Consider the following 14,953-nt stretch of genomic DNA (forward strand, 5'->3'; position numbering starts at 1 on the left):
ATAATCCAAGGCGCAACATCGTGCCACTTCTTGGTTAAAGCCTTGAAGGAAATAACGAAAACAGCAAGTTACGTTCTTTAGACAATTGAACTGAGGTTATCTATGAATCTTTCCGCTAAAACCGTTGTGGTGATTGCCATCGGTGCTGCTCTTTATGGTATTGGTGGGTTACCCATGTTTGGTATCCCCGTGTTTGCAAACACCACCCTCAAACCAGCCATGGCGGTTCTTGCCCTATTTTCGGTTCTGTTTGGTCCTTTAGTCGGTTTCTTGGTGGGCTTTATTGGCCACTGGGTCACGGATCTTTTTGCCGGCTGGGGCGTTTGGCTAACCTGGGTTCTTGGTTCGGGCATTGTCGGCCTTATCATTGGTCTATTCCCTTCTCTTACTCGTCATCGCTTAGAGAAAGGCGAATTCAATCTCAAAGATTTCTCTCTCTTTGTTGTGCTCGCTCTGCTTGGCAACGTATTTGGTTACGGCTGTTCCGCGTTTCTCGACACCATTTTGTATGCAGAACCGTTCACTAAAGTGTTCACGCAGCTCACCATCATTGCTTCTGGTAACACCGTATTAATCGCTATCGTTGGCTACTTCATTTTGAAATCGGTAGCGAAACGCAATAAACAAAGCCGCAACCTAACAGAGGCTTAATGTCGAATGACAATCGAATTTTCTAACTTCTCTTTTAGATATGAGTCGCTGGACAAACCGACGCTAAGAAATATCAATCTAAGGATAGAGAAAGGAGAGAAAATCGTCATTATTGGTCCAAGTGGTAGTGGTAAATCTACCCTTGGCCAGTGTTTAAATGGGCTTATCCCCCACGCAATCAAAGGTGAAGTGTCCGGCTCTTTGACCATCAACGGTCAAGAAACGGCGACGTTCGCCATGCACCAATTCACCGAACAGGTGGGGACAGTGCTGCAAGACACCGACAGCCAATTTGTCGGTTTAAGCATCGGTGAAGACATCGCGTTTGCACTTGAAAACCAGCTCACCGCCAATATTGAGATGTACTCGCTGGTGAAAGCCACCGCGAAGATGGTGGACCTTGAGCAAATGTTGCAACGCTCGCCACACGATCTCTCGGGCGGACAGAAACAACGTGTTTCACTGGCAGGCATTCTCGTGGATGATGTCGATATTCTGCTGTTTGATGAACCTTTGGCAGCGCTCGATCCAAAAACCGGCAAACGCACCATTGAAATCATTGATGAGCTCCATCGCAAGACAGGCAAAACCGTGGTCATCATCGAGCACCGTCTCGAGGATGTGCTGCATCGTCACGTCGACCGCATCATTCTGATGGAAGGTGGTGAGATCATTGCTGATGCCACGCCAGACGAGCTGCTTGCTTCGCCATTATTGGCACAATATGGTATTCGCGAACCGCTTTACTTAACGGCGCTAAAATCCGCTGGTTGCCATCTTGCGCTAGACGATCACCCCTCAAGCTTAAGCGAGTTACCCTTGGCCAATTATCAGCACGCAATGGCAGATTGGTTTCACCAAGCGAACACGACAAACAACCACATTCGTTCAGAGACTTTGCTTGACGTGCGCAACTTAACCTACTCCTACGATGGTGAGAAAAACGCATTAGAAGGAGTAAGTTTTAATGTGCAACGCGGTGAATTTGTCTCGATATTGGGCAAAAATGGTTCCGGTAAATCGACCATCACCAAGCTGATCATGGGTGTCATTGAACCCGATGACGGCGCGATGTACTTAAACGGCCAAGATCTTAGCGAGCTGACCATTTTCGAGCGCAGTCAAAAAGTGGGTGTGGTGATGCAAAACCCTAACCACATGATTTCGCACCATATGATTTTTGACGAAGTCGCATTTGGCCTGCGCAATCGAGGTTGGGACGAGCAGCACGTCAACGACAAGGTGCTTGAAGTACTCGAATTGTGTGGTCTCAGCAAATATCGTCATTGGCCAATTGAAGCACTCAGCTACGGCCAGAAGAAACGCGTCACTATCGCTTCGATTCTCGCCTTAGAGCCTGAACTGTTGATCCTCGACGAGCCCACCGCAGGTCAGGATTACCGCAACTACACCTCAATGCTGAGTTTCATTGAAAAACTCAATCGAGAGCTAGGCATCACCGTCGTGATCATTTCTCATGACATGCACTTGGTACTGGAATACACCACACGCTCAATCGTGATTGCAGATAGCCAGCTTGTGGCGGATGCGCCGATGACGGATGTTTTCAGTAACCCTGCATTGCTAGACCGAGCAAACCTAACCACCACCAGCCTGTATGAGCTTGCGACGCGCTTAAACATTGCTGAAACCAACGCCTTTATGCAGCATTTTATTGATGTAGAAAAAGCTTCTCGCTTAGAGAAAACCGTTGAGAGAAATGTGGCATGAAAGACAACAAAATGAAGTTTGGTATCAATTACATCGATACCCAATCTCCGCTGCATAAGCTTAACGGCATCACCAAGTTTTTGCTGTTCATCGCTTGGGTGACGGTCGTCTTAACCACGTTCGACCTGCGCTTGATCAGCGTGTTGATCATCGTTGGCCTTGGGCTACTCAAAATGACCAAGGTGCCTTTTCATGTTTACAAGCCATTGCTACTCGGCACCGCCAGCGTATTGTTGATCAATGCCTTGTTTATGTTTGCCCTCGCACCACAGCAAGGCAGTGAGTTCATGGGCTCGACGACAGTCTTATTGCCATTGCCCGGTCAATACTCTTTGACTCAGGAAACCTTGTTCTATCTACTGACGGTCACGCTCAAGTATTTCAGCATGTTCCCGATTGCGTTGGTGTTTGTTTTCACAACCCATCCAACCGAGTTTGCCGCCAGTTTGAACCGTTTAGGCGTGCCGTACAAAATTGCTTATGCAGTAAGCTTAACACTGCGTTATTTGCCGGAAGTGAAAAAAGATTTTGTCAATATCATGCATGCACAACAAGCAAGAGGGGTCGAACTGAGTAAAAAAGCGCCCCTGTTCACGCGCATGAAAAACGTCGCGAAAATTCTTGGTCCACTGATTTTTTCAAGTCTCGATCGTGCCGATCAAATCTCCAATGCGATGACGCTGCGTGGTTTTGGCCGTCACAACCAACGCACTTGGTACAGCTTAAAGCCGCTGAGTCGCTCCGATAAGCTGTGTATGATGGGCATTGCGCTTATCGTGACACTGGCCATTGCCAAACGTGTCATCGAGCCTCAGCTCTTCTGGTACCCATTCTGATGATCACAAAGGGATGCACACTGCATCCCTTTGTTTTTGCCCCAATAGAACAAGCCTGTTAACTCCACTTGAGAATCCGAGTCTCGTTGCCCTCTTCCGGTTTGGCGGGAATATTGAAAGAAAGCAGTAAACTTATCGCCGCCATAAACGCGCCAATGTAAAACACGCTGGCAGGCGAGACGAGCCAAATCACACCGAATGTTACGGGGATCACCACCGCGGCAATGTGATTAATGGTAAAGGCGACACCAGCCGTCGATGCCATATCCGCAGGGTCTGCAATCTTTTGAAAGTACGTTTTAATCGCCAACGCCAAGGCAAAAAAGAGATGGTCGATGATGTACAACGCGGCCGCCCATTCGGCGGATTGCACTAGCGCATAACCGACAAAGACAAAGATCAAACCTACGTATTCAAACGTCAATGCTTTGCGCTCACCCACCACACCGATAAAACGGCCAATACGTTTGGCAAACAAAAAGTTGAACAGGTAATTTGCCAAAAACAGCAAGGTGATATCGGCAGCGGAATAACCAAACTTCTCCACCATGAGGAACCCTGCGAAAACAGTAAAGATCTGTCTACGCGCCCCGCTCATAAAGGTGAGCGCGTAGTAGAGCCAATAACGCTTTCGCAGTACCAACTTCTTGTTCTGCACCACCGTCGTTTGAAACTGAGGAAAAGCAAACGCCATGACCATCACCAGCACAAAGCCAACCCCACCTGCCAGCAGATAGACCATTTGAAAACTCAGTTGCCACACCTCAAGCAGTAGCCAAATCGCACCGTAAGTGACTAACGACGCCAATGCGCCAATCGAGACCAGTTTACCCAACATCTCCGGTGCTTCTTCTTTGCTTAACCACTGTAATGACAGCGATTGCTTCAACGTTTCGAAATAGTGGAAGCCTGTCGACATCAGTAACGTCGTCGCTAACAAGCCAAACAGCGAAGGAAAGAATCCCGTCAATGCCGTCCCCAACGTCAACATCGCCAGTGAGATCAGCATGAAGCGCTGTTCTCGTACAAACAGCAAAACAAACACAACCGTAAAGGCAAGAAAACCCGGGATTTCCCGAACACTTTGTAGCAAACCAATATCGGCGCCATCAAACTGTGCCTTTTCAATCACAAAGTTATTGAGCAGCGCCATCCACGTCGAAAATGCGATAGGGACGATGATAGAAATGAGTAATAAAAAATTTTGGGGTGTTTGCCAGCGATGGCGATGTGCACGCATGGGCTATCCTTAGTTCTGCGTTAGGTAAGAGCATTGTTATGCCACCATCATACCCATGAGATGCACTTCAAGAAACCATCGGGATGAAAAAAGCAAAGGCTCAATACCACCTTCGTTGTATTGAGCCTTTGGTAACGATAACCCTAGAGCGTTACTGCGTTTTGTCTAATTGTGCTAACAAGCTTTCAATCGCAACTTTCAGTTGGCGATCGTAATTGTTCGCAATGTCTTCTGGTGAGTTATAAACCAACACATCAGGCACCACTTCTTGGTTTTCGAACCATCGACCTTGGTCATCTTTGAAGCCGAGCTGCGGAATGCCATACACCAAACTCTGCTCTTGTTGTGGTTCCCACAACACCGCCGTTCCAGTACCCGGCACTCGTTCACCCACCAACTGACCAATGCCCTCACGCTGGTAGAAATAAGGCACAATCGAGCCATCGGAATAGCTAGCGGCGTTTGCCAGCATGATGCTCGGTTTTGCCCAGCGGCGCTCTGGGAATGTCGACAGTTGATAGCCATCACGGGTCACTTGAGCACTATGGCGCGTACCGGAAAGGGTTTCCATCAGTTGATCATGTAAGTTCCCGCCCATGTTGTAGCGGATATCGATGATGACCCCTTCTTTGTCGTTGTACTCACCAAATAACTCATTGACTAAGGTTTCGTAAGACGCTGGTCCCATCTCAGGAATATGGATATAACCCAGTCTGCCTTGCGAACGTTCCTCGGTTAGGGCTTTGCGTTGTTCAACCCACAACTCATAAGCCAACTGAGCCTCTTGTTCAAGCGACGTCGGCACCAGCAGCACATTTTGCGCGGCTTTATCACCCGGTTTGAGCACACTTAAACGAACGCGTTTACCCGCTTTGTTATCCAGCAGCGGATAGATATCCATTTCTGGAGCCACCTCTATGCCATCCACAGAGTAGATGATACTGCCCGCCTTGATCGGCGATTGGTAGATGTCCGCAGGACCACCTGGAATCACCGCTTTAACACGAACGCCTTTGCCGCGGTATTGGTCATCATAAAACAACCCAAGTGACGCAGGCTCCGACCAAGTTGAATGGTAGCTACTGTAACTTGCTCCGGTGTGTGACGCATTCAACTCACCCGACATTTCACTCAGTAACTCCGCAAAATCTTGGTAGTGATGAATCCCTGGCAGATAACGTTTATATGCCTCGCCATAGCCTTGCCAGTCCACGCCATGCATGCCTTTGTCATAAAAACGGGTATCCGTTTGACGCCAAGCGTGATCAAAGATGTATTCCACTTCCGCACGGAAATCATAATTGGCGTCTGCTTGGTAATCGACATGGTTGCCCTCACCACTTGGCAGATGCAACTCTTCAATACCGTGCGCACCGATAATCACCAAGGTTTCGATATCTGGCTCCATCTTCACCGCAGCAACATCTTCACTGCTGCGTGTAAACAGAACGTTCGTTTCCCCGGTTTGGGTATTGATGTCGGTGAACTCTACTTCATCGCCGACCAAGTTTGCCACCAACAAGGATTGATTGTCCGGAGAAAGGTAGCTGAAAATTGGCGTCATGGAATACGGCGTAACTCGATAGGTACGATGTTTGAGCCCTTTACTCTCCACCACGGTCTCTTGTGGGGCTTGCTCACCTGGCTCTTCGCCGGAGTCCGCTGCGCGCTCCTCTTCGAGCCAACGTTGCTCATCGTCCTTCTTCCAATTGAAATCCGCTTCTTGGTTGAGAACCGTCAGATAGATGTCTGACTGCACCGCCCACTTATCGATCTCTCTCAAGCTATTTCGATCAGTGCTCCAATAGATCATCTGCCCGTCGTGGCTAAACTTCGGCTCACCCTCAATAAAACCGGTATTGGTAATTTGCAATGGTTTTTCACTGCCATCCGCTTTTAGCAGCACAATATCAGCGTTGTAGGAGGCACGATTACGGGTCACCAAGTATTGGCTATCTGGCGACCACTCATAACTCAGATCCTGATCGACGTAGGAATAGAGTTGCGAAGAGTCTAACAGCACGTGATAACTGTCGTTTTCGATGTCATACACCTTGATCGAATTGCTGTTTTCGCGATAGGCGATCTTGGTCCCATCTGGAGAATACAGCGGCTGAGTTTGGTCAACCGCTTCATCCGAAAGCTGTTCTTCCACCACATCAAACGAAGTGGAAAAGCTTCTGCCCGTATCATTAATGTAGCTGTGGAAGACATCCCAATTGCCATTTCTCTCCGATGCATAAAGCAATGAAAGACCATCATTTGAGAAAGAAAGATAGCGCTCTGCTTGCGGGGTTTTGGTCACGCGCTTAGTCGCTCCTGAGAGCAAAGAAACCACATAAACATCACCTCTGGCGACTATGGCAACTTCTGGCGCCACCGGCGAAACCGCAATTTCAGTCGCTTCATGATTGAGGTTAACAAATCGCTTCCCTTTGCTGAGAAAGGATTGCCGAATAGTCACCTGTAATGGTTTAGCATCCGCTTCATCTTTGCCTTTAAACCAAATATCGCCATCGTAGCCATAGGCGAGATCACCTTGCTGGCTAATCGATAAGAAACGCACGGGTAAAAACTCGTGTTGGGTTATCTGTACGGGTTCAACCGAAGAGTCGGATAACACACGTTGCCAAACATTGAAGCTGCCTGAACGCTCAGACAAATAGAACATAGAGCGGCCATCTTCAGCCCACACCGCATTGCGGTCTTCACCACGATAATTGGTCAGTTTTGTGTGCTTACCCGTTTTAGGGTCAAAGCGCCAGATATCGCGCGCGGCGTCAGAGACATCGCGTTTACGCCACTCTTGCTCCATCGGTGACGGCAAATCGGTATAGAGATACTCGCCTGTTTGCCCATTAATCGACAAACTGCTGATTGGATTGGCAAGCAGCAGCTTTTCACGCCCTCCACTCACATCCACCGAGTAGATCTGCGCTGACGCGCTACCCGCGAAGCCATTGTTCACACTGCTCTCGATATCACCGATCCGCGACGATCGAAAATAGACTTCTTGTCCATCCGGACTAAAAGCGTAAGGAACATCTTTGCTAAAGTGGTAAGTCAGTCGCTTTGCGTCTCCGCCGTTCGCGCTCACCAAAAAAACGTCACCTGGCCCGAAGCGATCGGTCGTAAACGCAATGGATTCCCCGTCCGGTGACCAAATGGGATTTTCACTGTAGCTGTCAGCAGAAGTGAGAGGAATGGCTTCTCCCCCTTTGCTTGCGATAAGCCAGATCTGCCCTGCGTAGGTAAACGCGATTCGTTGACCGTCTGGCGATAAAGCGATGTCTCGCAACCAGGTGGGTTGAGAGTTTGTGGTCGTTGTAGCAACACTTTCTTGAGCTAAGCTCAGATTTGAAAGACTGGCCAGTAAGACCAATGCAATCGAGTTGGCAGTAAAACGTTGAATTCGCATCCGTTTTCCTTGCGTTATTGTAATAAGAATGAGCTTGAATGAATCAAACACTGTTTTTTATACAGGTTTTTGACTATAGATAACAGGGAAAAATTCCATCAAAAAATCAAATAGGACCAGTGAATGATTGAACATTAATACAGCACTCACTAATACACCTTAATCCATAAGGCTCTGAGGGTTATTCACTATTGCCATTTCTAACCTACTCAGTTTGTTAATAAAAATCTGGTTTTCATTAACAAATGCCGTTAGATTGATAAAACAACAACAAACAAGGAGAAATGCATGGAGATTACTATTCGTCCAACCTCAATCGAGGACGCCGAAGCACTCGTTGAGCTTTATTCTCAACCTAAGGCGCAACGTGAGACCCTGCAGCTCCCAAAACCGTCAGTGGCGATGTGGAAGGAAAGGCTATCGAGCATACCTGCGGGTGTGTATAGCTATGTAGCAATAGTTGATGGGAAAGTGGTCGGCAATATTGGATTTCAGCACTCACAAAGGCCAAGAACCGCGCACTGTGCTTCATTTGGCATTGGCGTACACGATGATTTTCACGGCTTAGGCATTGGCAGCAAGTTGATCGAAACCGTCACGGAACTGGCAGACAACTGGCTCAATGTGAGAAGAATTCAGATCGAAGTGAACGTCGATAACGAGAAAGCGATAGCACTGTACAAGAAACATGGCTTTGTGATTGAGGGTGAAGCGACCGATGCCTGCTTCCGAGAAGGTAAGTTCATTAATACCTATTACATGGCACGCATCAAATCCAATAAGGCGTAACCGTAAAAAACCGCCAGCGTTGGCGGTTTTTTACTGCGAGCGGTTGATACTACTCTTCGGTTGGCGCGGCCGGTTTTTTCTTAGGAATAAACACGGAATCACCCACTGCAACGTTTTGGTAGAAGCTCTTATCGCGCTTCGCTGGTGTTTTCGGCACAGACTTCTTCTGTGGGCGTGCTTTCTTCGTCGTGTCTTGTTTCTTCCCACGGAAATCGGGTTTACGTGGTTTGATGCCTTTGAACTTACCCTTAAGATCATCAAATTCAGAGAAAGCGATGTCTTGCTGAAGGTAAGCTTCTACACGCTTAAAGCTATCCCAGTCTTTCGGGCCGACCAAGGAGATGGCATCGCCTTTGTTACCAGCACGGCCAGTACGACCAATACGGTGAACATACTCTTCCGTATGCTTTGGCATATCAAAGTTGATCACGTGCGTCACGGTTGAAATATCCAAACCACGCGATGCCACATCTGTCGTCACCAAGATCTTGAACACGGTACGTTCAAACTGGCTCATGATGGTATTGCGCTGGCTTTGATTTAAACTGCCGCTTAGCGCGATCGCTTTCAGCTTTTTCTCATTCAGTTTTTCAGTCAGACGATCGGTATCCGAACGTGTCGCCGTGAAAATGATCACCTGACGGTATTCTGCTTCGCTCAACACACGCTCGAGAAGCGCTTCTTTGTGATCTAAGTGATCACACAAGTAGAAACGTTGAGTGATGTCTTTGTGCTCTTCGTTCGATACGCCGATCGCGATACGCTTTGGTGCATCCAGCATTTCTGATGCGATGTCGTTCACTTCTGCGTGATCCAACGTAGCAGAGAACATTAAAGTTTGACGACGACGGTGCTTCGCTGCGTTGTGGATACGACGTAACTCTGGTGCAAAGCCCAAATCGAGCATACGGTCCGCTTCGTCTAGTACCAAGGTCTCAAGACCTTCTAAGAACAGAGATTTGTGCTCTAAGTGATCCGCAAGACGTCCTGGAGTCGCGACAATGAATTTAGGATAGCGTGCCAGCGCTTTTACTTGATCGTTAAAGTTCTCACCACCCACGATCAAGGTTGCGTCGTAGGAAAGACCGCCCAGCATGGTACGAAGCTCTCCATACACTTGTTTTGCAAGTTCACGAGTAGGCGCAAGAATGACACCACGCGGGTCACGAGCTGACAATGCTTTTGTTTTTAAAGACTTATGAAGCATAGGTAAAACAAACGCCAGCGTTTTGCCAGAACCTGTTTTTGAGGATGCCAGCAAATCTTTACCAGCAATCGCAACTGGAATCGCTTGCTGCTGAATTTTTGTCGCTTTCTTAAAATCTAAGTGCTGTAGGTTCTTCAGTAGACGATTATCTAGGCCTAAATCTTTAAATTGCAAAGGTTTCTCCACTATTTCTAGCTATCTTGAGCGCCATTTTGGCGGCTGCGAAGGAATCATAAAAAACGCGCAATGATACCTCAAACGGCATAATAAAGGATAGAGATCACAGAAAATTATTCCAGTTTTCATCTAACTTAGCGTTAGGGGCACTGAAAGCGCTCTTATGTCAAGATTGGAACCCTCTGATTTCGATTCATCACAGATAAAAAAGTCTCATCTTTGTTAGCGCTACGTAAAAATCCTTCAATATGTGGGCGTTGCTCACTTTTTAATTCGCTGATGTCATTTATTGTCGCTACAATCAAAGAGTCATATGACATTAGTGTCAATAATGACAGACAATTATAGAACAAGGAGTTTTTATGAATAAGATCCTAATTGCAGCTGCTACTACTTCTGTTCTTTTACTTGCCGGTTGTGCATCGGGGCCAGATGAACAAACCAAAGCAGCCATGGCGCAGGTAGAAGATCTTAAAAATCAAGTGGAAGTATTGTCTAAAGAAGTGGCAGCACTGAAAAGCAATCAAGCGGACGCTGAGATGAAAGCCAAAGAAGCTGCAACCGCAGCGATGGCCGCTCAAGAAGAAGCAGAGCGTGCGAACGAGCGTATCGACAACATCGCTCAGTCGTACACCAAGTAATTGCTGTAATCTGCGTCAGGTTATTCAAAACCTGGCGCAGCTACCTCTACTGGCACACCATTTTGTGCCGCAATCACCGCTTTCGCTTTCGAATCATTCAGATTTAACTCGCTCAACCACCAATCCAACTCTATTGGCACAACTAACTCATCCTGAACCCCATTGCTTCTGGTGAGTGGCTCGTGCGCTTCAAGGTAAACAATTCGCCCCGGCTCAAGGGACACTTTCACCGGTTGGTTGATGATCTTCACTCTCTGTCCTTTGTCCACTTGAGAAAACAGCCATTCAATATCTTTTGGCTCCATGCGAATGCAGCCAGCACTGACGCGCAAACCGATACCGAAATCTTTGTTCGTTCCGTGGATCAAATAATCACCGCTGCCATACGCTAAGCGAAGGGCGTACTCACCCAGCGGATTGTCTGGTCCAGCAGGGACAATTTTAGGCAGTTCGATGCCTTTTTCTCGATATTCTTTACGAATGGAAGCTGGGGGTGTCCAAGTTGGATTCGGTCGCTTTTCACGAATTGACGTGACCATTTCTGGCGTATCACGCCCGACTCGGCCGATTCCAACTGGAAAAACGTGCACCTTACCCAACTCAGGCTCAAAGTAGTAAAGCCTTAACTCCGCTAAATTGATCACTATGCCTTGGTACTCCACGGGCGGAAGCACCATTTCACTAGGGATGGAAAGCACATAGCCTTCCTGAGGCAGAAATGGGTCGACTCCTTTATTGGCTGCCATCAAGGCCAGAAAACCCACATCATATTGCTTGGCGATGTTCGCCATGGTTTCGCCTTTTTCAACAACATGATGCTGGATGCGTCCAATCAACCGACTGCCTTCCGCGGGAAGATCATAAGTCGCAGCGTCGCTCGTCCAACTCATCAATGCCGCACAGAAAAGCGTCATCAATGTGGGTTTTGGCATTTTCATTCAGAGACAATCCTTGGCTTGGGTATACAAAGACAAGGTTATCTCTCTTTCCTGTTTGTGATCAACCATTGGTGCTGGGTAATCTAGCTGCTTGTGACCTGGCCAGTTCCACGGTTGGTGAACGAACTTATTCGGCACCTCTGCTAGTTCTGGTAGCCAATGCTTCACAAACTCGCCATTCGGGTCAAACTTCTCTCCCTGCGTAATTGGGTTGAAGATCCGAAAATAAGGTTGACCGTCACACCCTGTCGAGGCACACCATTGCCAGCCACCATTGTTCGCCGCAAAGTCACCGTCCACCAGTTTTTGCATAAAGTATTGCTCGCCCAGCCGCCAGTTGACGTGCAAATCTTTGGTGAGAAAACTGGCCACGATCATGCGCAAGCGATTATGCATCCATCCCGTTTGGTTGAGTTGCCGCATCGCTGCATCCACAATGGGGTAGCCTGTTTCCCCTCGGCACCAACGTTCAAACCAGTCCGGTTTTGCTGGCCATAGCAGATGTTTTTCCCACTCAACAAAGCCCTGCCCTTTGACCAACTTGGGTTCGAAATGAATCAGGTGATGATAGAACTCACGCCAAATAAGCTCGCTCAACCACACTTCACGACCATTCGACAGATAACTTTGCTGCCAATACAGTCGTGCAATGCATTGCCTGACCGAAATGGCACCGATCGCCAAATAAGGGGACAGCACGCTCGTGCCAGCAGTGGCAGGGAAATCTCGCCGCTCATGATAGCGATCCACTTCCTCATGGCAGAAGCGTCTTAACGTCTCACGAATCTGTTGAGAATCAACAGACCATGCCTCGCTGCTTTGTCGTGGGTAGCTAAACGGCGCCTGCTCATGCCAAAGTGATGATTGCAACGCTTCAGGCAATACAACCGGCTGCGCCGCTGAGGTTTTGATGATCTGTGGAGGAACAAACGATTTCAGCCATGATTTTTTAAACGGTGTAAAGACTTTGAAATAGTCCCCCTGTTTATTCAACACGCAGCCAGGTGCCTGCGCACACTTATCTTCAACATCTAGGACACCAACCTCTGATGATGCGAGCTGATTGATTAACTGTTCGTCACGAACACGCTCATTGACTTCATATTCGCGGTTAAACACCACTTCACTAACCGCCAATTGTTCAGCCCAGTTCGCAACGCGTGTTGCGCTTTGTGCGTAGTCATCCACTTCGTCGTACAACAGCGGGATGTTGAGCGCGTTGAGTTCTTCCGCCAACACCGCCAAACGCCGTGCAATGAGATCGGCCTGCATGGGCGCCATATGATGATCACGCCATTGCAAGGGGGTGGCCACAAAACAGGCAACCACCTCTTGTGATGTCGCAATGGCATGATTGAGCGCAGTGTTGTCCACACTGCGCAAGTCTCTGCGTAACCAAACCAGCTTCATTGCCATTCCTACCCAAATTGGAGTCGAGCCAAAACATCGCTCAACGTAACTTTGTTGTTATCGAGCATGGACTTAACCATGTTGAGTTGTTTCTCTTGCAACGCTCGATGCGAGAAAATATGCACACGCTGATAGTGTTCGGCGACATCGGCAAAATCGAGCCCAGAAAGATCTTCCACTCCATCAATCAAAGTGACATACCAACCTTGCTCGCTTAACGTCACCGCCTCCATCCATCCTGCAATAAAATCTCCGCCTTCATAGGAAAGCAGTAAGCACTTGCCTTTCTTGGCCGCTTTCCGCTCCGCTTCGACAATAAAGGTGAGACGAGTATGCAGCATCGATCGAAGTAAACCTTTTTGTAGGCTACGAGTGGTACTTTTAACCCGCTCCAATGCCGTCATGACCGGATATAAGAACTGATCACAAACCACCGTAAATGGATACTCTTTCAGCACCGTATTTAACACCGACTCAGCCTTACCTGAGTTCAGTACAGACAGAGCCGACAACATTCGTTCAACTTCATCTAACTCACGACTCTCCACCGCTAACGCGCCTTCGGCGTCGGGATTTGCCAGCAGATCTTTCACCTTGCCGATGGCAATGCCTTTGGCGAGCCAACCCTGAATCTCGCGAATCATCTCAATATTGTCTTCGCTGTAGAGTCGATGCCCTTTCTCAGTACGCTCTGGCTGGACCAAATTGTAACGTCTTTGCCAAGCTCGGAGCGTCACGGGTTTTACCCCAGTTAGCTCTGACACTTCGCGAATGGCATACAGTTTTTTGTCCATTGGTTGTTTACAATCCATAACGCAGTTTCAACTCCTGGGGATAAGGTTTGAGGTATTTTTGGCTTTCCAAATAGCCATCAGGATGGGTATTGAGATAGTGGCGAATCAGAGTTAATGGTGCCAACAGCGGCAAGATACCTGTGCGGTAATCTTGTATCACTTGCACCAACTCGCTTTTCTGCTCTTTGTTCAGTGCCGTTTTAAAATAGCCTTGAACATGCATCAACACATTGGTGTTGTTTTTGCGGCTTGCCCTATGGGTTAGCGCGGCCATCAACCCTTGACGGTATTCAACAACAAACTCGTTGATATCATAATCAGCGATTTTGGCGACCAAACGGCCCAAGGATTTGTAAGACTCTGGATGATGCGCCATGAGAGTCAACTTATACCTAGAGTGGAAATCTACCACGCTCTTTCGTGATAAGTGACGCATGACACTGCTGTTGAAATCATGTAGACAGTAGACTCGAGTAATAAAATTCTCTTTTAATACTGGATCATTCAGGCGACCGTCTTCCTCAACCGGAAGCCAAGGCATCTTGCGCATCAGCACTTGCGTATACAGACCAACACCTTCTTTCTCCGCTCCATGGGCTTTGTATATCTTCACCTTCTCCATGCCACAGGTCGGTGATTTCGCACAAACAATGTAGCCACACAACTCTTGGGCTTGCAGTGCGTCGACTTGCTGTTCTGAATAGGCAAGCATTTCTTGGGTGTATTCTTTGTCAGGGTTCTTTGTTTCTACCATTGAGATTCGTTCTTCATTCGAAATTAGACGAATCGTGGGGCGAGGCACAGGCATCCCCATACCGACTTCTGGACAGACAGATACAAACTCAAAGTGAGGCATCAGTTCGTTGACCACAAACCGACTCTGCTTATGGCCGCCGTCAAAACGAACTTGGCTACCGAGCACACATGCACTGATTCCAACTTTAATTCCTGAAGAGTTCATCGCAATCACCTTGTACAAAAATATTTGTTGTATAGGTATAGCACTCACAAATGAGTTGTACAAATATTTTTTTCGTACAACACATGCAAAATTTCCACAATTAGCGTTACTAAAGCATGTCATTAGTTAGCAAGTTGTAACGAGCAGGATAAAAATGCGA

The 14,953-nt window shown here is 47.7% G+C and carries 12 protein-coding genes; 5 read left to right on the forward strand and 7 right to left on the reverse strand.

The genetic code is table 11. The features are described 5' to 3' along the window. The first annotated feature begins 102 nt into the window (after positions 1-102). The 3 genes from FC652_RS08000 to FC652_RS08010 are packed head-to-tail and all read left to right on the forward strand — an operon-like array spanning position 103 to position 3,218. Complete coding sequence (locus tag FC652_RS08000; RefSeq protein ID WP_045619801.1) at positions 103-651, forward strand: ECF-type riboflavin transporter substrate-binding protein; 549 nt, start codon at positions 103-105, stop codon at positions 649-651. A 6-nt stretch (positions 652-657) separates the two neighbouring features. Next, on the forward strand, positions 658-2,382 hold the full coding sequence (locus FC652_RS08005; protein ID WP_176298156.1) for an ABC transporter ATP-binding protein: 1,725 nt from the start codon (positions 658-660) through the stop codon (positions 2,380-2,382). Then, entirely contained in the window at positions 2,379-3,218 is an 840-nt protein-coding gene (locus tag FC652_RS08010) for an energy-coupling factor transporter transmembrane protein EcfT (protein ID WP_011082381.1), read from the forward strand. The genes FC652_RS08005 and FC652_RS08010 overlap by 4 nt, the downstream gene beginning before the upstream one ends. Before the next feature lie 58 nt (positions 3,219-3,276). Here FC652_RS08010 and FC652_RS08015 read toward each other — a convergent pair whose 3' ends face one another. Both FC652_RS08015 and FC652_RS08020 read right to left on the reverse strand, forming a co-directional pair. Next, positions 3,277-4,458 (reverse strand): MFS transporter, encoded by a 1,182-nt coding sequence (locus tag FC652_RS08015; protein ID WP_015727563.1) that lies wholly within the window; start codon positions 4,456-4,458, stop codon positions 3,277-3,279. Positions 4,459-4,609: 151 nt separating this feature from the next. After that, positions 4,610-7,876 carry a S41 family peptidase gene (locus FC652_RS08020; RefSeq protein ID WP_176298157.1) on the reverse strand — a complete coding sequence of 1,089 codons (3,267 nt, stop codon included), beginning with the start codon at positions 7,874-7,876 and terminating at the stop codon, positions 4,610-4,612. Positions 7,877-8,164: 288 nt separating this feature from the next. Between FC652_RS08020 and FC652_RS08025 the strand changes: the two genes are divergently transcribed. Beyond that, the gene (locus FC652_RS08025; RefSeq protein WP_176298158.1) at positions 8,165-8,665 is read left to right on the forward strand and encodes a GNAT family N-acetyltransferase; all 501 of its coding nucleotides are present in this window, start codon (positions 8,165-8,167) and stop codon (positions 8,663-8,665) included. Positions 8,666-8,714: 49 nt separating this feature from the next. Here the strand turns inward: FC652_RS08025 and FC652_RS08030 are convergent, their stop codons facing one another. Beyond that, positions 8,715-10,058: a DEAD/DEAH box helicase gene (locus tag FC652_RS08030; RefSeq protein WP_176298159.1), complete on the reverse strand. Its 1,344-nt coding sequence runs from the start codon at positions 10,056-10,058 to the stop codon at positions 8,715-8,717. A gap of 353 nt (positions 10,059-10,411) precedes the next feature. Here FC652_RS08030 and FC652_RS08035 point away from each other — a divergent pair, with 353 nt between their 5' ends. After that, complete coding sequence (locus FC652_RS08035) at positions 10,412-10,690, forward strand: Lpp/OprI family alanine-zipper lipoprotein (protein WP_176298160.1); 279 nt, start codon at positions 10,412-10,414, stop codon at positions 10,688-10,690. Positions 10,691-10,710: 20 nt separating this feature from the next. On the opposite strand, the gene FC652_RS08040 is transcribed toward FC652_RS08035, so the two are convergent. From FC652_RS08040 to FC652_RS08055, 4 genes are read right to left on the reverse strand one after another with little or no spacing between them, the layout of a single operon-like run. Further along, positions 10,711-11,628: a L,D-transpeptidase family protein gene (locus FC652_RS08040; protein ID WP_176298161.1), complete on the reverse strand. Its 918-nt coding sequence runs from the start codon at positions 11,626-11,628 to the stop codon at positions 10,711-10,713. Continuing rightward, on the reverse strand, positions 11,629-13,038 hold the full coding sequence (phrB, locus tag FC652_RS08045) for a deoxyribodipyrimidine photo-lyase (RefSeq protein WP_176298162.1): 1,410 nt from the start codon (positions 13,036-13,038) through the stop codon (positions 11,629-11,631). An 8-nt stretch (positions 13,039-13,046) separates the two neighbouring features. Next, positions 13,047-13,850, reverse strand: coding sequence for a MerR family transcriptional regulator (locus FC652_RS08050; RefSeq protein ID WP_176298163.1), 804 nt, complete (start codon positions 13,848-13,850; stop codon positions 13,047-13,049). Beyond that, on the reverse strand, positions 13,840-14,793 hold the full coding sequence (locus FC652_RS08055; RefSeq protein ID WP_176298164.1) for a DUF523 and DUF1722 domain-containing protein: 954 nt from the start codon (positions 14,791-14,793) through the stop codon (positions 13,840-13,842). Before FC652_RS08055 ends, FC652_RS08050 begins: the two co-directional genes overlap by 11 nt. Positions 14,794-14,953: the final 160 nt, after the last annotated feature.

The sequence above is a fragment of the Vibrio sp. 05-20-BW147 genome (genome assembly GCF_013369385.1).
GTDB classification, from domain to species: Bacteria; Pseudomonadota; Gammaproteobacteria; order Enterobacterales; family Vibrionaceae; genus Vibrio; species Vibrio floridensis.